The following is an 18,522-nucleotide window of genomic DNA, read 5'->3' on the forward strand; positions in this document are numbered from 1 at the left end:
TCACATACTCGCTGATCCGCAGATCTGACGAGGGCTTCCGGCCTGGCTGCCACGAGCGGCCGAACCGGAGCCGATGGAGGCGACGGTGCCCGACGAGCGACCTTCCGCGGAAGGCCCCGCCACCTTTCGCGAAGTGTTCGCCCAGCACGAGTTTCGGGCCGTGTTCGTGGCTGGTGCTCTCTCCTGGGTCGGTGACTACGTCGCGAAGGCGGCCGTCACCCTGCTCGTCTACCAGCAGACCCGGTCCGTCGCGCTCTCCGCAGCAGCCTTCGCGGTCAGCTTCCTACCCTGGCTGCTCGGTGGTCCCGTGCTCGCCGCACTGGCGGAGCGGTACCCGTACCGCAAGGTGATGGTGTCGTGTGACGTCATCCGCATGCTGCTGATGCTGCTCATCGCCATCCCGAACCTGCCGTACCAGGCAGTGTTGGTGCTGATCTTCGCTGCCACACTGGCCAACCCGCCCAGCCAGGCGGCGAAGTCCGCGCTGATGCCGCAGATGCTCACCGGGGACCGGCTGGTGCTCGGGCTGTCGCTGAACAGCAGCATCGGGCAGGCCGCCCAGGTCATCGGGTACGTGTTCGGTGCGGCGGTCGCCTCGATCGACCCGGTGGTCGCGTTGCTGTTCAACGCGGCGACGTTCGGCCTGTCCGCGCTGCTGGTCCGCCTCGGCGTACGCCACCGCCCGGCGTCCATGAACCCTGCGCACCGCAGCCACCTGCTGCAGGAGACGCGCGAGGGGTTCGCCATCGTGTTCCGCACACCGGTGTTGCGGGCGATCGCGGTGCTGGTCTTCAGCGCCATGCTCTTCTCGATCGTCCCGGAGGGGCTCGCCGCCGCCTGGGCCAACGAGGGCGCCAAGGGCGACCTGAGCAGGGGGGCGGCGCAGGCGGTGATCATGGTGGCCAACCCCGTGGGCTTCGTCCTGGGCGGGTTGCTGGTGAGCCGGCTGTTCGGGCCGGCCCGCCGGATGAAGCTGATGCGGCCACTCGCGGTGCTCGCCCCACTGGTGCTGGTGCCGGCGCTGCTCGATCCGTCCCCGCTGGTGGTGGCGTTGCTGGCCGCCCTCTGCGGGTTCGCCGTCGCCGGCATGCTGCCGATGGCCAACGGGTTGTTCGTCCAGGCACTGCCCAACGGCTTCCGCGCCCGTGCCTTCGGCGTGATGGCCACCGGTGTCCAGGTCATCCAGGGTGTCGCGGTGCTGGTCACCGGGCTGCTCGCCGAGCGGTTCCCCATCCCGGTGGTGGTCGGGTTGTGGAGCGCGGCCGGAGTGATGCTCATGGGGGTGGCCGCGCTGCGCTGGCCGGACCGGCAGACCATTGACGACGCGATCGCCGCAGCCACAGCGGCCAACGCCGAGCCGCCGCAGGAACCTGCCAGCCCCACCAAGGACCACACGGAGGCGGGCACTCCCGAGCCGCGCTCCGGCGACGGGCACCGCCGTCACGCGGTCACCTGACCTCGGCGTGATCCGACGCACGCCGCACGGGTCGGGCCGGCACGGAGCGCACCTGGCAGGATGGAACGGTGAACCCCGCAGGTGAATCCGACCGTCCTGGTGCGTCGATGACCCTCTTCGAAGCGGTCGGCGGCGAGCCCACCTTCCGCAAGCTGGTCGACGAGTTCTACGCCGGCGTCGCCACCGATCCCCTGCTGCGGCCCATGTACCCGGAGGAAGACCTGGGGCCGGCCGCCGATCGGATGACCCTGTTCCTCATGCAGTACTGGGGCGGCCCCAACACGTACTCCGCCCAGCGCGGCCATCCGCGGCTGCGGATGCGGCACGCGCCCTTCCGGATCGGCGCCGCCGAGCGGGACGCCTGGCTGCGGAACATGCGCCGCGCCGTGGAGCGGCTCGACCTCGAGCCGGAGATCGCCGCCACACTCTGGGACTACCTGGAGCGCGCCGCATACTTCATGGTCAACGCCGAGGAGGACCCGGCCAACGGCGGCTGATCGCCGGGCCGAGGTCGCGTCAGAGCAGCGCGCCCTCGTCGTGCAGCCAGTCCACGAAGCTGGTGGCCACCGCCGCGCCGCAGTCGAGCATCTCGACCAGGAGCGCGTCGTGGGTGCCGGCGCCGAGCGGCACCTGGAGCTCGGCGTAGATCGGTAGCTGCCCACGCTCGGTCGGGTCACCGATGTACGCCTTGCAGAACCGGCGGGTGTGGTTCCACTCGTTGACCACCCGGTATGCCCGGTCGGCCCAGTCCGGCGGGACGGTGGCATGTGGGCGTGCCCGCATGACCAGGATCTCGTCCTCCGGCCCTTCGAGGGTGACCAGCACCGCGTGCCGTTCCCACATGGCCAGCAGGTTGCCGTCGCCGTCGGCCAGGTAGCGCACGTCGAGCAGGTCGAGTGCGTCACAGACCCGGCGCAGACTCACCGGCTCGACGTTGGCGGGCATCTCGGACAGCACCGGCCGCTCATTGGCCGGGCAGTCGTCCCCCGGCTGGCGAGGGCTGGGCGGCCCGACCCGGACCGCGCTCTCCACTGTGATCCCGCTTCGGGTTTCCGGATCGCCGCCGTCGGCGGGACCGGGGCGCCATGACCACCACGGCATCGCTCGCGCACCTCACTCCCCAGCGGATCCAGCCGCCTACGGTGCGTTGGATCCGAGGATGGACGGTACCCGGACAGCCGAGTTGAAGCACCCCCCCAACGACCGCCCCAGCCCAGAAGAATGAGCCGGGGTCAGCCGTTCGGACGAGTACCCAGGGGTGTCACGGCAAGATCCGTGGCCTTCTGCGACCATGCCGCTCCGTATGGTCCCACCAGGCCAACCCAACGACCCGCCACCCGCACCTGAACGTCGGGACCGCCGTGGCCGGCGACCGGGCTGTCAGCGGCGCCGAGGAAGCCCATCCGGATCACCGCCTGCACCAGTCGCTGGGGCACCTCGACCGGCTCGGCGGGCGGCCCGTCCGGAGTGACCAGCACCGCCACGTGGTCGAGCAACGCGTCGCGCAGCGCACGCTGACCCACCGCGCGACCGGCCACCCCCTGCTCGCTCGCCGTCCGCAGGGTGCCCGCCGCCGCCTGCGCGATCCGTCGCAGCTCGGCGACCGGCAGCGCCTCCACCTGCCGGCTGCGCGCCGGCGGCAGCGGCCACCGCCACTGCGCGTCCCGGCGGGTCGGCAGGGCCGCACCGCCACGCTCCAGCTCGGCCAGCAGCTCGGCGGCGGCCACCGTGACGTCCCCGGCCGGCCCACCGGCCACCGTGCGGACCACGAGGACCTGCCACGGCAGCCGGGCCCAGAGGGCGACCCGGCCGGGCCCACCGGCCGGCCGCAGCCGGACCGGTGCGACCGGATCCAGCCGGACCAGCCGGGCCAGGAAGGCGCCCGCGTCCGCCACCCCGGCGACACCGTGCGTCGGGGTCGACGCGGCCGTCCGTCCCGGCTCGGCCGTACCCGGCCGGGTCATGCCACCCCGCCCTGTGGGGCGTACGTGAGAAGGAAGTCCCGCTCCTCAGGCGTGATGCGTCGGGGCACCTGGCGGGTCAGGTCGAACGGCACCAGCACCGAACGGGCGCGGCTGGCCAGCACCTCGCCGTCGTACAGCTCGTACGCGACAGTGAACCGGGAGGCCCGGATCTCCTCCACCCACAGCTCGATCCGAACGGTGGGCGCCGCCTCCGCGGTGGCCCGGCCCAGCGCGTAGTCGACCGGGCGCAGGTAGTCGACCTCGTGCCGACGGATCACCACCCCGTCGGCGAACGAGCCGACCCCCCAGGCCCGGCCGCCGGCGAACATCAACGCCACCCGCGCCTCCTCGTACAGGGTGAGGAAGCGCGAGTTGTTGACGTGGCCGTACGCGTCCAGGTCGGACCAGCGCAGCGTGCAGTGGTAGACGAACCGGTCAGACACCTTCTCGGCCCCGGTCAGTCGCGGGTCAGCTTGCGGTAGGTCACCCGGTGCGGCCGGGCAGCCTCCGCGCCGAGGCGGTCGATCTTGTTCTTCTCGTACGCCTCGAAGTTGCCCTCGAACCAGAACCACCGGGTCGGGTCCTGGTCGTCGCCCTCCCAGGCCAGGATGTGCGTGGCGACGCGGTCCAGGAACATCCGGTCGTGCGAGATGACCACGGCGCAGCCGGGGAACTCCAGCAGCGCGTTCTCCAGGCTGGACAGCGTCTCCACGTCCAGGTCGTTCGTCGGCTCGTCGAGCAGGATGACGTTGCCGCCGATCTTGAGGGTCAGCGCCAGGTTGAGCCGGTTGCGTTCACCGCCGGAGAGCACCTTCGTCGGCTTCTGCTGATCCGGTCCCTTGAAGCCGAACGCGGCGATGTACGCCCGCGACGGCATCTCGACCTTGCCCACCATCAGGTAGTCCAGCCCGTCGGAGACGACCTCCCAGACGGTCTTGTCGCCGTCGAGGCCTTCGCGGTTCTGGTCGACGTACGACAGCGAGACGGTGGGGCCGACCCGGACCTGGCCGCCGGTCGGCTCCTCCAGCCCGACGATGGTCTTGAACAGGGTGGTCTTGCCGACGCCGTTGGGGCCGATGATGCCGACGATGCCGTTGCGCGGCAGCGAGAACGACAGGTTGTCGATCAGCAGCCGGTCGCCGAAGCCCTTGCTGAGGTTGACCGCCTCGATCACCGTGCTGCCCAGACGCGGGCCCGGCGGGATCTGGATCTCCTCGAAGTCGAGCTTGCGGGTCTTCTCCGCCTCGTTGGCCATCTCGTCGTACCGGTCCAGGCGGGCCTTGGACTTGGTCTGGCGGGCCTTGGCGTTGGAGCGGACCCACTCCAGTTCCTCGGTGAGGCGCTTCTTCATCTTGGCGTCGCGGCGACCCTCGACGGCCAGGCGGGCGGCCTTCTTCTCCAGGTAGGTGGAGTAGTTGCCCTCGTAACCGATGGCCCGGCCGCGGTCCAGCTCCAGGATCCAGCCGGCCACGTTGTCGAGGAAGTACCGATCGTGGGTGATCGCCATGACGGTGCCGGCGTACTTGGCGAGGTGCTGCTCCAGCCAGGAGACGCTCTCCGCGTCCAGGTGGTTGGTGGGCTCGTCGAGCAGCAGCAGGTCGGGCGCTTCCAGCAGCAGCTTGCAGAGCGCGACGCGGCGGCGCTCACCACCGGAGAGCTGGGTCACGTCGGCGTCCGGCGGGGGGCAGCGCAGCGCGTCCATGGCCAGTTCGAGCTTGGAGTCGACGTCCCAGGCGTCGAGGTGGTCCAGCTCCTCCTGGAGCTTGCCCATCTCCTCCATCAGCTCGTCGGAGTAGTCGGTCGCCATCTGCTCGGCGATCTTGTTGAAGCGCTCCAGCTTGGCCTTGGTCTCGGCGACCGCCTCTTCGACGTTGCCGAGCACGGTCTTGGCCTCGTTGAGCGGGGGCTCCTGGGCGAGCATGCCGACGGTGTAGCCGGGCATCAGCCGGGCCTCGCCGTTGCTCGGCTTGTCCAGCCCTGCCATGATCTTGAGGAGGCTGGACTTACCGGCGCCGTTCGGACCGAGCACACCGATCTTGGCTCCCGGCAGGAAGCTCAACGTCACGTTGTCGAGCACGACCTTGTCGCCGTGCGCCTTGCGGGCCTTTTCCAGGACGTAGATGTACTGGGCCACGGTGCGGGCTACCTCCGTCGGTTGCTTTCGCTGATCGGCGGCGCGGGCGCGGGCTGCGAAGACCGCCCGCCGCCGCCGGCCGGTGACCGGCCGCGCGCACGCCATCGTCAATCCTGACAGGTACGACGCGGTTCGCCCACATCACCCCGCCTCAGGAGTACGCCGGCGAGCCTCCTTGCCAGAGCCGGTAAGGCAAATTACGGTTTCGGTATGACCAAGAAGATCACGATCAGCCTGCCCGACGATCTTGCGGAGAGACTCGCACTGGAACCCAACGTGTCCGCCTTTGTGGCGGACTCCCTGCGGAGTCGGGTCGCAGGGGAGAAGACCCGGGAGATCCTCCGAAGCGTTGGCTTCAAGCTGACCGATGAAGGCCTGGCGCGGGCGCATGCCGAGATGGAGCAGGCCAAGGCCAGCATCACCCCCGAACTGCGCGCCCAGGCCGCCCAGTTGCAGGCAGAGGTCGAAGCGGCCCGTGCACGGGTCCGCCGGTGACGACCTTCGGCCTTGCGCTCGACACAACCGCACTACTCGCCTATTCAGCGACAACTCAGGAGGTGGGGCACCGGATCGCCGAAGTCGCCGACCACGCTCTTGATGTACTCGTGCCGGCGCTCTGCCTAGCGCGGGCACACCAACAGGCGACTCCCGAACAGTGGGAACTGCTAGAACTGCTCTCGGCACTGCCGAACATCCGGGTCACACCAGTCGAAGCCGACATGTGCGCCATCCTCGGTGGCTGGTCTCGCCGAATGAACGGTCGCATGGATCTCGCCCAGCTCGCCATGGAGGCTGCGTCGCGTCCCCTCGTGCCGATCATGACGGATCGGCGGGAGTTGCTCGGCGAGGTGCTGCCCAAGGAATGGCCGATCATCGACCTCTGACCCCGGCCTGTCGACAAGATCACCTCTAGGATTCGGTCGGACCGAGGCGGGTAGGAGACTCCGGCACGGGGCACCAGACGCCGCAGCTACGCTCAGTACGCTCATCGCGGTGGACCCGTCAGTACCCGGAGGTGGCCGATCGTGACCGTCCGAAGCTCCTTTGTCGTAGTGGCGAACCGTCTGCCGGTCGACGAGGTGAGCACACCCGAGGGGCGGCAGTGGCGACGTAGCCCCGGTGGGCTGGTCACCGCGCTGCATCCCGTGCTCGCCGAACACCAGGGCACCTGGGTCGGCTGGGCTGGTGGCACCGGCCCGGCTCCCGAGCCGTTCGACCTGGAGGGGATCCGGCTGCATCCGGTCCCGCTCAGCGCCGAGGAGCTGGAGCGCTACTACGAGGGCCAGTCCAACGCCACGATCTGGCCGCTCTACCACGACGCGGTCGAGACGCCGGCCTACAAGCGCCGGTGGCGGGAGGCGTACCGCCTGGTCAACGCGCGGTTCGCGGAGGCCGCGGCGGACGTCGCGGCCGAGGGTGCCACGGTCTGGGTGCAGGACTACCAGTTGCAGTTGGTCCCGGCGATGCTCCGTGAGCTACGTCCAGACCTGCGGATCGGGTTCTTCCTGCACATCCCGTTCCCGCCGATCGAGCTGTTCATGCAGATGCCGTTCCGCACCGAGATCCTGCGCGGTCTGCTCGGCGCCGACCTGGTCGGTTTCCAGCAGCGGCTGGCCGCGCAGAACTTCGTCCGGCTGGCCCGGCACCTGCTCGGGCTGCGCTACGAGGGGCAGATGATCCAGGTCGAAGGTCGGCAGGTGAAGGCGGGCGCCTTCCCCATCTCGATCGACACCCAGGAGATGGAGCGGATGGCCGCCGACCCGGCGATCCAGGCCCGGGCGAAGCAGATCCGTGCCGAGTTGGGCGACCCGAAGACGATAATCCTCGGCGTGGACCGGCTGGATTACACCAAGGGCATCGAGTTGCGACTCAAGGCTTTCCGCGAGCTCCTTGCTGACGGAAAGTTGACAGTTCCCGATGCGGTTATGGTGCAGGTGGCCACGCCCAGCCGCGAGCGCGTCGAGCACTACCAGGCACTACGGGTCAAGGTGGAGCGCGAGGTTGGTCGGATTAATGGCGAATTCGGCCGGGTCGGCGTGCCGGCGGTGCATTACCTGCATCAGTCGTACAGTCGCACTGAACTCGCCGCGATGTACGTCGCCGCAGATGTGATGATGGTGACACCGCTGCGAGACGGAATGAATCTGGTAGCCAAGGAGTACGTCGCGTCTCGCGCCGACCAGGGTGGCGCGCTCGTGCTCAGTGAATTCGCCGGCGCCGCAACGGAGCTGCGCCAGGCCTTTTTGTGTAACCCGCACGACCCGGACGCGGTCAAGGACGCCCTGCTCCGGGCAGTGCACGTGGAGAAAACCGAGGCACGCCGCCGGATGCGGACAATGCAACGTCACCTGCGTACCCACGACGTGGGCCACTGGGCCAAGTCTTTCCTCTCCGAGCTTGGAGTTTCCGAGGCGGAGGCCGAGTGAACACGACCGTCAACGACGGAGCGGCGATCGCCACCGGGGTGATGGACCCCGAGCTGCGCTCCGCCATCGGCCGGATCGCCCGAGTTCCCCAGCTCCTGGTCGCCTGCGACTATGACGGCACACTGGCGCCGATCGTGGAGGACCCGAGCACGGCCGTCCCGCTGCCCGAGTCGGTCGCCGCGGTCCGCGCGCTCGCCGCGCTGCCGCAGACCACCGTGGCGGTCGTCTCCGGCCGGGCGCTGCGCGACCTGGCCGCGCTGTCCCGACTGCCCAGCGAGGTGCACCTCGTCGGCAGCCACGGCTCCGAGTTCGACATCGGCTTCGTCGAGCGACTCTCCCCCGAGCTGGTCGCGGTGCGTCAGCAGGTGCGCAACGCGCTGCGTGACATCGCCTCCGCGCACCCGGGCATCCGGCTGGAACGCAAGCCGGCCAGCGTCGCCGTGCACACCCGAGGGGTCGACCCGGAGGTCGCCGCAGCCGCCATCGAGGCGGTCCGCAACGGCCCGGCGACCTTCGACGGCGTCACCGTGACCCAGGGCAAGGAGGTCATCGAGCTCTCCGTCGTGGCCACCCACAAGGGCACCGCACTCGACCAGCTGCGGACCCAGCTCGCCTCCAGCGCGGTGCTGTTCATCGGTGACGACATCACCGACGAGAACGGGTTCGCGCACCTGCACGGTCCCGACCTCGGCATCAAGATCGGCCCCGGGGACACCCAGGCCAGCTACCGGGTCGCCGACCCGCTGGAGGCCGCCCGCGCGCTGGCGCTGCTGCTGGAGACCCGGCGACACTGGCTGTTCGGCGAGCGGGCGGTGCCGATCGAGCGCCACTCCATGCTGGCAAACGGTCGTACCGTCGCTCTGCTCACCCCCGAAGCCAAGGTGAGCTGGCTCTGCCACCCCAAGCCGGACTCGGCGGCGATCTTCGCCGACCTGGTGGGTGGCAGCCCGGCCGGTCACTTCAGCGTCGCCCCGGAACGCGGCGGCATCCCGCTGGGCCAGCGCTACCGCTCCGGCACGATGACAGTGGAGACCCGGTGGTCCGGGCTCACCGTCACCGACTGGCTGGACAAGCCGGCCCGGGAGACCACTCCGGACGACAGCCCCGCGGTCATCACCGGCGACTCGACCCTGATCCGGGTGCTCACCGGCAGCGGCAAGGCCCGGGTGGAGTTCGCGCCGAGGCCCGAGTTCGGTCAGGTCGCCGTGCAGTTGCAGCCGATCGGCGACGGTCTGCTGGTGCTCGGCTCCAACGAGCCGGTAGCGCTCTACGCCCCCGGCGTGGAGTGGGAGGTCGGCAACGACGGCGGGTACGAGACCGCCAAGGCGATCGTCGACCTCTCCGCCGCCGGCGGGCAGGTCGTGCTGGAGTTGCGCTTCGGCACGCACAGCCTTGAGCACCACCGGGTGCCGATCCACGAGCGGCAGGCCGCCGCCGAGCAGCCATGGAAGGACTGGGTGGCCTCACTTCGGCTGCCGTCCACCAGTCGCGACCTGGTCGCCCGCAGCGCGCTCACCCTCCGTGGGCTCTGCCACGAGGCCACCGGCTCGATCCTGGCCGCAGCGACCACCTCGCTCCCCGAGGAGCTGGGCGGCGTCCGCAACTGGGACTACCGCTACTGCTGGCTGCGCGACGCGGCGTTGACCGCCCGCGCGCTGGTCGACCTCGGCTCCATCGAGGAAGCCGAGGCACTGCTGCGCTGGGTGGACGGCTGCATCGAGCGCACCGGCGGCCACCCGGAACGCCTGCACCCGCTCTACACCATCGACGGGTACGAGCTGGGCGCCGAAGCGGTCATCGACACGCTGCCCGGCTACGCCGGCTCCCGTCCGGTTCGCGTCGGCAACCTCGCCAACCACCAGTTGCAGCTGGACGTCTTCGGCCCGATCGCCGACCTGATCGCGGCCGTCGCCGACGCGCGCGGCTCGGTCCGCGACGACGAGTGGCGGGTCCTGGAGAACATGGTCGAGGCGGTTCGTCGCCGCTGGCACGAGCCCGACCACGGCATCTGGGAAGCCCGACTGCCGCCACGGCACCACGTGTTCTCCAAGGTGATGTGCTGGATGACAGTGGACCGTGCCCTGCACGTGATGCGGGAGCACGGCGGCGAGGACCGGCCCGAGTGGAAGGACCTGCGCGACCGGATCGGCTCCAACGTGCTGGAGCACGGCTGGCACGCCGACGTCGAGGCGTACAGCGTCGCGTACGGCGACGAGGACATGGACGCCTCGTCGCTCTGGATCGGGCTCTCCGGCCTGCTTGCCGGTGACGACCCGCGCTTCCTGTCCACCGTCCTGCGCATCGAGGCGGATCTGCGCAGCGGCCCGGTCGTCTACCGCTACCACTGGGACGACGGCCTGCCCGGCCGTGAGGGCGGTTTCCACATCTGCACGGCGTGGCTGATCGAGGCGTACCTGCGCACCGGTCGCCGCACCGACGCCGAGGAGCTGTTCGCGCAGATGGTGCTCACCGCCGGCCCGACCGGGCTGCTCCCCGAGCAGTACGACCCGCTCGCCGAGCGCGGCCTGGGCAACCACCCGCAGGCGTACAGCCACCTCGGGCTGATCCGCTGCGCGCTGCTGCTGGACAACATGCTCAAGCAGTAGTTCGACAGCACGTAGGACGGGCCGGAGTGCTAGCGCTCCGGCCCGTCGCACTATCCGGGAAGCGCAGTCCATGCCTCTGGTCGATCATGCAGTTACGGTGCCCGATTTCGAGCTACAACGGCTGCTTTGTCACCCACCAAAACTCCATGATCGACGGAGCGGAGGGCGAGGGCGGGGCGAGGGCGGGGCGTTCAGGCGTCGAGCGTGCCCACCACGTCGCCCACCACCACGACGGCGGGCGGACGGAGGTCGGCGGCGAGCGCGTCGGCGGCCACCGCGTCGAGCGTCGACCGCAGCACCCGCTGGGCACCTGTGGTGGCCTCCTGGACGACGGCGGCCGGCGTCTCTGGCGACCGGCCGTGCGCGATCAGGGTGGCCGTGATGGCGGCGAGGTTCTTCAGCCCCATCAGGATCACCAGGGTGCCGCGCAGACCCGCGAGGGCGTCCCAGCGCACCAGCGAGGCCGGCGAGTCGGGCGCCAGGTGCCCGGACACCACTGTGAACTCGTGCGCCACCCCACGATGGGTGACCGGGATGCCGGCCGCGGCCGGCGCGGCGATCGAGCTGGTCACCCCCGGCACGACGGTCACCGGCACGCCGGCCTCCGCGCACGCCAGCAGTTCCTCGCCGCCCCGCCCGAAGACGTACGGGTCACCGCCCTTGAGCCGCACCACGAAGGCACCGGCCAGGGCGCGGTCGACCAGGATCTGGTTGATCTCCTCCTGAGCCCGGGACGGGCCGTAGGGGATCTTCGAGGCGTCCACCAGCTCGACGTCGGGGCGCAACTCGTCGAGGAGCAGCCCCGGCACCAGGCGGTCGGCGACCACCACGTCCGCCTCGGTGAGCAACCGCCAGCCTCGGACGGTGATCAGCTCGGGGTCACCCGGCCCCGCCCCGACCAGCGCCACTCGCCCGGCGGTCGTCCCGCTGGAAGCATCGGAACGGCCGACGATCCCGTCCGGTGCCAGGCGGACGGCGAGGAGGTCGCGGATCGCGTCGCGGACCGTCATCGCCCGGCGCGGGTCGCCGCCGCCGAGCACCGCCACGGTGACCGGGCCGTGCCGGGTCACCGCCGGGGTCCAGGCGGTGGCGGCCTTGCGGTCGTCGGCCCGGACGCAGAAGATCCGCCGCTCGGCGGCGACGGCGCTCACCGAGGCCGCCGCCAGCGGGTCGTCGATCGCGACCTGGACCAGCCACGCGCCGTCCAGGTCCTCGGGCACGAACCGGCGCGGCACCCAGTGCAACCGTCCCGCGTCGACCCGGGCGCGCAACGCCGGGGTCAGCTCCGGTGCCACCAGCAGGACGTCCGCACCGGCGTCCAGCAGCGCGGGCACGCGCCGGGTGGCGACCGCGCCACCGCCCACCACGACCACCCGCCGCCCGTCGAGCCGCAGACCCAGGGGGTACGGATTGGAGGTCACGCCGCACCACCGAGGCGGACGACTCGCTCGCTGCGTGTGGTCACTTCTCGGCCACGCCGGCGGAGTCGAAGGTGGCTACCTCGTGCAGCACCCGGACGGCACCGGTGACCACGGGCAACGCCAGCAGCGCGCCGGTGCCCTCGCCGAGGCGCAGTCCCAGGTCGATCAGCGGGTCGAGGCCGAGGTGTCGCAGTGCCACAGTGGCGCCCGGCTCGGCCGAACGATGACCGGCGACCATGGCACCGACCGCCGCCGGGGCAAACGCGGCGGCGGCCAACGCGGCCGAGACCGCGATCACGCCGTCCAGCAGCACCGGCGTACGGCGGGCCGCGGCACCCAGGATCAGCCCGGCCAGCGCGGCGTGCTCCAGGCCACCGACGGCGGCCAGCACACCCAGCGGGTCGGCCGGGTCGGGCGAGTGCCGGGCCAGCGCGGAGCGCACCACGGCGACCTTGTGGGCGTACGTCGGGTCGTCGATCCCGGTGCCCCGGCCGGTGGCGTCGAGCGGATCGGCACCGGTGAAGGCGGCGATCAGCGCGGCGGCCGGGGTGGTGTTGCCGATGCCCATGTCACCGGTGAGCAGGATGCCGGCCCCGGCGTCGATCAGCTCGTCGGCGATCCGGATGCCGGTCTGCACCGCAGCCAGCGCCTCGTCCCGGGTCAGCGCGGCGGTCACCGTGAAGTCGCGGGTGCCGCGGCGGACGGACGCGACAACCAGTCGGGGCACCGCCGGGTCGAGCACCGCCGGCTCGGACCCAGCCGGCTCGGGCCCAGCCGGCTCGGACCCAGCCGGCTCGGGCCCAGCCGGATCGGCGGACGGTCCGGTGGGCAGCGGGGTGGCCACACCGACGTCGACAACGGTGACCGACGCGCCGGCCTGTCGGGCGAACGCGTTGACCACCGCCCCGCCGGCCAGGAAGTTGCCGATCATCTGCCCGGTGACCTCCTGCGGCCACGGGCTGACCCCCTGGGCGTGCACCCCGTGGTCGCCGGCGAAGATCGCCACGGCGGCCGGCTCAGGCAGCGGCGGTGGGCAGGCCCCGGCCAGCCCGGCGAGGCGTACCGAAAGATCCTCCAGAGCGCCCAGCGAGCCCGCCGGCTTGGTCAGCCGGCCGTGCAGCTCGCGGGCGGCGGCCATGGCCGCTTCGTCCGCCGGTCGGATCGCCGCGATCGTGGTCTCCAGCATCATGCCTCCATGGTCTCGCGCAGCACCTCGATGAACGCGTCGGTGGTGTTACGGTCGCGCACCGCCACCCGCAGCCAGTCCGGGCCGAGGCCGGGAAACGTGTCGCCTCGGCGTACCGCCCAGCCCCGCTCCCGCAGGGCGGCTCGGATCGCGCTCGCGCCCGGCAGGTGCAGCAGGACGAACGCGCTGGCGGGGCGGCCGACGACGCGTACACCGGGCAGGTCGGTCAGGCGGGCGACCAGGTGGTCGCGGTCGGCGGCGAGGTCGGCGGCGATCGCGCGTTCGGCCTGGACCGCGACGGCGGTGGCGCAGGCGGACGCGGCGGCCAGCGCAGGTGTGGAGACGGCCCAGAGCGGCTGGACGGCGGTCAGCCGGGTCAGCAGCTCCGGGGCGCCGAGCAGGTAGCCGATCCGGAGACCGGCCAGGCCCCAGGTCTTGGTGAGGCTGCGCAGGACGAGCAGCCCCGGAAGGTCGCGCCGCTCGGCCAGCGACTCCGGTTCGCCTTGATGGCCGGGGGCGATGGTGGTGTCGGCGAACGCCTCGTCGACCACCAGCACCCGGCCGGGGCGGGCCAGCGTGGCCAGCGTCTGCGCAGGGTGCAGCACCGAGGTGGGGTTCGTCGGGTTGCCGATCATCACCAGGTCGGCGTCGGCGGGCACCCGGGACGGGTCGAGCCGGAAGTCGTCGGCGGGGTCCAGCAGCACCCGCTCGACCGGGTGCCCGGCGGCCCGCAGCGCCGCCTCCGGCTCGGTGAACTGGGGGTGCACCACCACCGGTCGGCGCACCCCGCGCAGCGCCTGGGCGATCAGCACGAAGCCCTCGGCCGCGCCTGCGGTGAGCAGCACCTCGTTCGGGTGACGGCGGTGGCGGGCGGCGACCGCCGCCCGGGCCGCCGTCGGGTCCGGATAGCGCGCCAGGTCGGTCAGGGTCGCGGCGATCGGGCCGGCCAGCCAGGCGGGAGGCGCTGCCTGGCGGACGTTGACGGCGAGGTCGATCAGGCCTTCGGTCGCCTCCGCGTCGCCGTGGTGCGCGAGGTCCGGCTCGGCCCCGGCGGTCGGGGCCATCCCACTCGGCTGATCAGACATGTCCGCGATCCTGCCGGGAAGGTGGCCGGTGGGACAGTCGATCTCGGCGTAAGCCACGTCACCACCCGCCGGTTTAAGAGTTCTTCTCAGGTACGAATCGGAAATGTCATAACTTGGCCATGTGAGTAACCGACCCCTTGCTGCCGCTGGTCGACTCGTCCCTCTACTTCGCGCCGGACTGATCGCCGGAATCGTGATCGCCGCCGCCGCGTACCCACTGGTCGCCGTCACCGGGCTCGGCGCGAAGGCCACCGCGCACGCCACGGAGCAGAAAACCAGACTGCTGACCACCGCGCTGCCCGCCGAGACCTCGTACGTCTACGCCCCGGACGGCAAGACCGTGCTGACCATGTTCTACGAGGAGTACCGGCAGTACACCAAGCTGTCGGACATGTCGCCGAACATCCAGCAGGCGATCGTCGCCGCCGAGGACTCACGGTTCTACCAGCACCACGGCGTCGACCCGAAGGGCGTCGCCCGCGCCTTCGTGTCCAACGCCCGCTCCGGCGGCTCCCAGGGTGCGTCGACGCTGACCATGCAGTACGTCCGGATGGCCCTGCGGGACAGCGCGACCACGCCCAAGGAGGTCCAGGAAGCCACCCAGCAGACCAGCCTTCGCAAGGTCAAGGAGATGCGGATGGCGCTGGACCTGGAGAAGGAGATGAGCAAGGAGCTGATCATGGAGCGTTACCTGAACTCGGCGTACTTCGGGCACCGGGCGTACGGCATCTACGCGGCCAGCGAGATCTTCTTCTCCAAGACCCCGAAAAACCTCACCCCGGTCGAGGCCGCCACCCTCGCCGGGCTGGTCAAGTCCCCGTCGGAGTACGACCCGGCCGACTCCGACCAGAAGGAGGCCACCGGGCGACGTAACTACGTGCTGGACCGGATGAGCCAGCTCGGTTACCTCTCCCCCGACTCGGCCGCCGCCGCCAAGTCCGAGCCGATCCGGCTGAAGCTGACGACCCCGCCGCACGACTGTGCCGCGGTGGCGGAGAAGTACAACAGCTGGGGCTTCGCCTGCGACTACCTGAAGAACTGGTGGAGCGCGCAGCCCGCGTTCGGGGCGAACCGGCTGGAACGCATGGACAAGCTGCGCCGGGGCGGCTACCGGATCGTGCTCAGCATCGACCCGAAGATCCAGGAGGCGGCGGAGAAGAACGTCGGTTCCAAGGAGGCCACCGGCAGCCCGTTCGCCAACGGAATCGTGGTCTCCGAGCCGGGCACCGGGCGGGTCAAGGCGATGGCGGTGAACCGGACGTACTCGCTGGATCTCAGCGAGAACCCGCAGAGTTCCAATCCCGAGGCCGGGCCGAAGGTGAAGGCCAACTACCCGAACACTGTGGCGCCGCTGCTCGGCGGCGGTGACCTGGCGGGCTACCAGGCCGGGTCGACGTTCAAGATGTTCCCGATGCTGGCCGCGCTGGACTCGGGGATGACGCTCTCCACCTCGTTCAACGCCCCCTACCGCTACCGGTCGTCCGTCTACGACGGGTGGGCGCCCTCCAACGCCAGCGGCGCGATGACGGGTCAACAGACCATGTGGTCCGGTTTCGGCAAATCGGTCAACACGTACTTCGTCTGGTTGGAGGAGAAGGTCGGCGCGGACCGGGCGGTCCGGTTGGCCGAGCAGCTTGGGCTGCGGTGGCGCACCGACGTGGACCGGGACCACGCGTCCCCGGACAAGGCGAAGCAGTGGGGCGCGTTCACCCTGGGCGTCTCCGACGCCACCCCGCTGGAGATGGCGAACGCCTACGCCGCCATCGCCGCCGACGGTCGCTACTGCGAGGCGATCCCGGTGCAGTCGATCATGAACCGGGACGGCACGCCGACCACGTACGCCACCCCGGGCGGCATCCATCGCGAGGTGGCCAAGCCCCGCTGCCGGCAGGTGGTCAGCGCGGACGCCGCTCGGGCGGCCACCGACGCGGCCCGCTGCCCCACCGGCGACACCCCGGCGCGCGGGAGCTGCGGCGGCTGGTCCACCGCCGACAGCGTGCGGGGCACAGTCGGACGCCCGGTGGCCGGCAAGACCGGTACCACCGACAGCACACGATCCGCCTGGTTCGTCGGCTACACACCGGAGTTGGCCGCGGCGAGCTTCATCTCCGACCCGGACAATCCGTTCAACGCGGTCGGTGACGGGCAGTCCCAGATCCCGATCAAGGCGGTGTCGGAGACGCTGCGCGACGGCCTGAAGGGCACACCGACCCGCCAGTTCACCCCACCGTCGGACGCGATCGTCGGCTGACCAGCCGGCGGGTCAACGCAGGTCGGCGGCGACGAACGACCAGAGTTCGAGATCCACCCGGCCGCCGCCGACCAGCCCGGCATTGCGCAGCAGGCCCTCGTAGCTGAACCCCGCCTTCTCGGCGACCCGGCGCGAGGCCAGGTTGCCGGGTGCCACCCGCAGCTCGACCCGTTGGAAGCCGTGCTCCAGGATCAGCGCGATGGCCACCGCGTCGACGGCCTCGGCGGCGAAGCCGAAGCCCCGCGCGTGTGGCGCCATCGCGTAGGAGACCTCGGTGAGACGGGCACCCCAGTCGGTGCGCCGCGTCCACAGCGAGCCCACCACCTGGTCGTCCTCGCGTCGGACCACCGCATAGTGGTCACCCTCGCCGCTGTCCCGCCGCTGCCGGGCCAGCTCCGTGCACCAGGCGTGCCCGTCGATCGGGCCGGAGTCGTCGGGCAACGGCAGCCAGCGCCGAGTCAACTTGTCGGCAAAGATCTCCCCGGCCGCCTCCGCGTCCGCCGAGGTGAGTCGCCGCACCTCCGTACGCGGGGTGGAGACGGTCAACGCCGGGAATCGGCGCACCGCCACCTGACCGATCACGCCGGCACCCCGCCGGGCTGCGCCGGCACCGCCTCGTTCGTCGGCTCGGCCGCCGCGGCGACCAAGCGAGCCGCCGTCGCCGGATGACCGGCCCAGTGCAGGGTGAGCTGCGAGGCGTGCACGTTGCGCCAGACGAACCCCTCCGGCGTGCCGCCCTCCCAGCTCCACGCCGGGCGCTGACCAGCGCGGGGGGTGAGCACCGCACGGTGCGCCTTGTGGCCGACCAGCACCGTGCCCTGGGCGGCGACCACGCTGTCGGTCTGGGCGGTCGCCTCCCGGTAGCCGGCCACCAGACCGTCCCGGCTGACGCCGATCGCGTCCAGGACACCGCACATCGGCAGCCCGTCCAACTCCCGGGCCAGCCAGAGCAGCCCGGCGCCCTCGGCGACCACCGGACGCCCGGTCCGCGCCAGCTCGGCCACCGCGATGCAGAGCCGCCGGTTGGCCGACAACTGCTCGGCGTACGCCTCGGGCAGCGCGCCACCGATGACCAGCGCGCGGGTGCCCACCGGCAGTGCCTCGTCGCGCAGCGGATCGACGGTGACGATCTCGGCGCCGGCGGCGCGCAGCAACTCGGCGGTCTCCGGGTGGCTGAAGCTGCCGCCCGGCCCGCCGGCCAGCGCCACCAGCGGGCGGTCCGCCGGGGCGGTGAACGCGCCGACGGCCTCCTCGGGAGACCAGGCGGGGGCGGGCAGCTCTGGAGCGGAGCGGGCCAGCCCGAGCAGTCGTTCCAGGTCGACAGTCGCGGCGACGGCCTCGCCCAGCCGACGGACCGCGCGGACGGCGTCGGCGGAGCCGTCGACCACCGGTGCCACACCGTGCCGTCGCGACGGCAGCACCGCCGGCAGGTCCTGGCGACGCAGCGCACCGTAGACCGGCACACCCACGTCGTCCAACGCCTCGCGCAGCATCGCCTCGTGCCGCGACGACGCCACCCGGTTGAGGATCACCCCGCCGAGCCACAACTGCTCGTCGTACGAGCGGAAACCGTGCACCAGGGCCGCCACCGACTGACCCATCGCGGCCACGTCGACGACGAGCACCACCGGGCTGCGCAGCGCCGCGGCCGCGGCGGCCGTCGACTCCTGCTCCGGGCGGCCACCGACCGCGTCGTACAGGCCCATGCTGCCCTGCACCACGGCGAGCCCGGCACCGGCGGCACCGTGCGCCACCAGCGGGGCGAGCCGGTCCATGCCGACCAGCCGGGGATCGATTACCCGACCCGGCCGACCGGAGGCGAGGCCCAGGTAGGCGGCGTCGACGTGGTCCGGACCGAGCTTGAACCCGGCGACGTCCACCCCCCGCTCGGCGAGCGCGGCGAGCAGCCCGATCGCCAGCGCGTTCTTACCGTGCCCGGAGGACGGTGCGCTGAGCACCAGGCGCGGCACGACGGTCATCATCGACTCCTCGC

At 71.5% G+C, this 18,522-nt stretch carries 16 protein-coding genes; 7 read left to right on the plus strand and 9 right to left on the minus strand.

Annotated features, from left to right (window positions below):
* Positions 1-73: 73 nt before the first annotated feature.
* Positions 74-1,456, plus strand: a complete 1,383-nt coding sequence (locus FBZ33_RS24670) for an MFS transporter (protein WP_141910844.1) — start codon at positions 74-76, stop codon at positions 1,454-1,456.
* Positions 1,457-1,524: 68 nt separating this feature from the next.
* Positions 1,525-1,953 carry a globin gene (locus FBZ33_RS24675; protein ID WP_141910845.1) on the plus strand — a complete coding sequence of 143 codons (429 nt, stop codon included), beginning with the start codon at positions 1,525-1,527 and terminating at the stop codon, positions 1,951-1,953.
* A 19-nt stretch (positions 1,954-1,972) separates the two neighbouring features.
* Here FBZ33_RS24675 and FBZ33_RS24680 read toward each other — a convergent pair whose 3' ends face one another.
* The 4 genes from FBZ33_RS24680 to ettA form a co-directional block, all read right to left on the minus strand.
* Positions 1,973-2,557 (minus strand): YbjN domain-containing protein, encoded by a 585-nt coding sequence (locus tag FBZ33_RS24680; protein ID WP_088949785.1) that lies wholly within the window; start codon positions 2,555-2,557, stop codon positions 1,973-1,975.
* Between the two features lie 131 nt (positions 2,558-2,688).
* Positions 2,689-3,420, minus strand: a complete 732-nt coding sequence (locus FBZ33_RS24685; protein WP_141910846.1) for a hypothetical protein — start codon at positions 3,418-3,420, stop codon at positions 2,689-2,691.
* Positions 3,417-3,863, minus strand: coding sequence for a thioesterase family protein (locus tag FBZ33_RS24690; protein WP_141910847.1), 447 nt, complete (start codon positions 3,861-3,863; stop codon positions 3,417-3,419). The genes FBZ33_RS24685 and FBZ33_RS24690 overlap by 4 nt, the downstream gene beginning before the upstream one ends.
* 14 nt (positions 3,864-3,877) lie before the next feature.
* Complete coding sequence (gene ettA / locus FBZ33_RS24695) at positions 3,878-5,554, minus strand: energy-dependent translational throttle protein EttA (protein WP_141912929.1); 1,677 nt, start codon at positions 5,552-5,554, stop codon at positions 3,878-3,880.
* Positions 5,555-5,764: 210 nt separating this feature from the next.
* Here ettA and FBZ33_RS24700 point away from each other — a divergent pair, with 210 nt between their 5' ends.
* From FBZ33_RS24700 to otsB, 4 genes are all read left to right on the plus strand, one after another.
* Positions 5,765-6,049: a hypothetical protein gene (locus FBZ33_RS24700; RefSeq protein ID WP_141910848.1), complete on the plus strand. Its 285-nt coding sequence runs from the start codon at positions 5,765-5,767 to the stop codon at positions 6,047-6,049.
* Entirely contained in the window at positions 6,046-6,438 is a 393-nt protein-coding gene (locus FBZ33_RS24705; RefSeq protein WP_088949789.1) for a hypothetical protein, read from the plus strand. Before FBZ33_RS24700 ends, FBZ33_RS24705 begins: the two co-directional genes overlap by 4 nt.
* Before the next feature lie 141 nt (positions 6,439-6,579).
* Positions 6,580-7,980 (plus strand): trehalose-6-phosphate synthase, encoded by a 1,401-nt coding sequence (locus tag FBZ33_RS24710; protein WP_141910849.1) that lies wholly within the window; start codon positions 6,580-6,582, stop codon positions 7,978-7,980.
* Between the two features lie 41 nt (positions 7,981-8,021).
* Entirely contained in the window at positions 8,022-10,586 is a 2,565-nt protein-coding gene (otsB, locus tag FBZ33_RS24715; protein ID WP_141912931.1) for a trehalose-phosphatase, read from the plus strand.
* 191 nt (positions 10,587-10,777) lie between these two features.
* Here the strand turns inward: otsB and cobA are convergent, their stop codons facing one another.
* From cobA to cobC, 3 genes are read right to left on the minus strand one after another with little or no spacing between them, the layout of a single operon-like run.
* Positions 10,778-12,007: a uroporphyrinogen-III C-methyltransferase gene (gene cobA, locus FBZ33_RS24720; RefSeq protein WP_141910850.1), complete on the minus strand. Its 1,230-nt coding sequence runs from the start codon at positions 12,005-12,007 to the stop codon at positions 10,778-10,780.
* Between the two features lie 40 nt (positions 12,008-12,047).
* Positions 12,048-13,193 carry a nicotinate-nucleotide--dimethylbenzimidazole phosphoribosyltransferase gene (locus tag FBZ33_RS24725; RefSeq protein ID WP_141912933.1) on the minus strand — a complete coding sequence of 382 codons (1,146 nt, stop codon included), beginning with the start codon at positions 13,191-13,193 and terminating at the stop codon, positions 12,048-12,050.
* Entirely contained in the window at positions 13,193-14,278 is a 1,086-nt protein-coding gene (gene cobC, locus FBZ33_RS24730) for an Rv2231c family pyridoxal phosphate-dependent protein CobC (protein WP_141910851.1), read from the minus strand. Before cobC ends, FBZ33_RS24725 begins: the two co-directional genes overlap by 1 nt.
* A gap of 121 nt (positions 14,279-14,399) precedes the next feature.
* Here cobC and FBZ33_RS24735 point away from each other — a divergent pair, with 121 nt between their 5' ends.
* On the plus strand, positions 14,400-16,529 hold the full coding sequence (locus tag FBZ33_RS24735) for a transglycosylase domain-containing protein (protein ID WP_088949794.1): 2,130 nt from the start codon (positions 14,400-14,402) through the stop codon (positions 16,527-16,529).
* Between the two features lie 12 nt (positions 16,530-16,541).
* Here the strand turns inward: FBZ33_RS24735 and FBZ33_RS24740 are convergent, their stop codons facing one another.
* A complete protein-coding gene (locus FBZ33_RS24740; RefSeq protein ID WP_088949795.1) occupies positions 16,542-17,111 on the minus strand; it encodes a GNAT family N-acetyltransferase in 570 nt (189 codons plus the stop codon).
* Entirely contained in the window at positions 17,108-18,508 is a 1,401-nt protein-coding gene (locus FBZ33_RS24745; protein ID WP_141910852.1) for a cobyrinate a,c-diamide synthase, read from the minus strand. The genes FBZ33_RS24740 and FBZ33_RS24745 overlap by 4 nt, the downstream gene beginning before the upstream one ends.
* Between the last annotated feature and the right edge of the window lie 14 nt (positions 18,509-18,522).

Origin of the sequence: Micromonospora sp. A202, from assembly GCF_006715105.1 — a bacterium.
Lineage (GTDB): Bacteria > Actinomycetota > Actinomycetes > Mycobacteriales > Micromonosporaceae > Micromonospora > Micromonospora zamorensis.

What these genes read in the sequence shown, in the direction of transcription:
- FBZ33_RS24670 (WP_141910844.1), top strand. Translation starts at nt 74, where the DNA reads ATGGAGGCGACGGTGCCCGACGAGCGACCTTCCGCGGAAGGCCCCGCC.
- FBZ33_RS24680 (WP_088949785.1), bottom strand. Translation starts at nt 2,557, where the DNA reads ATGCCGTGGTGGTCATGGCGCCCCGGTCCCGCCGACGGCGGCGATCCG.
- FBZ33_RS24685 (WP_141910846.1), bottom strand. Translation starts at nt 3,420, where the DNA reads ATGACCCGGCCGGGTACGGCCGAGCCGGGACGGACGGCCGCGTCGACC.
- FBZ33_RS24700 (WP_141910848.1), top strand. Translation starts at nt 5,765, where the DNA reads ATGACCAAGAAGATCACGATCAGCCTGCCCGACGATCTTGCGGAGAGA.
- otsB (WP_141912931.1), top strand. Translation starts at nt 8,022, where the DNA reads ATGGACCCCGAGCTGCGCTCCGCCATCGGCCGGATCGCCCGAGTTCCC.
- FBZ33_RS24725 (WP_141912933.1), bottom strand. Translation starts at nt 13,193, where the DNA reads ATGCTGGAGACCACGATCGCGGCGATCCGACCGGCGGACGAAGCGGCC.
- cobC (WP_141910851.1), bottom strand. Translation starts at nt 14,278, where the DNA reads ATGTCTGATCAGCCGAGTGGGATGGCCCCGACCGCCGGGGCCGAGCCG.
- FBZ33_RS24745 (WP_141910852.1), bottom strand. Translation starts at nt 18,508, where the DNA reads ATGACCGTCGTGCCGCGCCTGGTGCTCAGCGCACCGTCCTCCGGGCAC.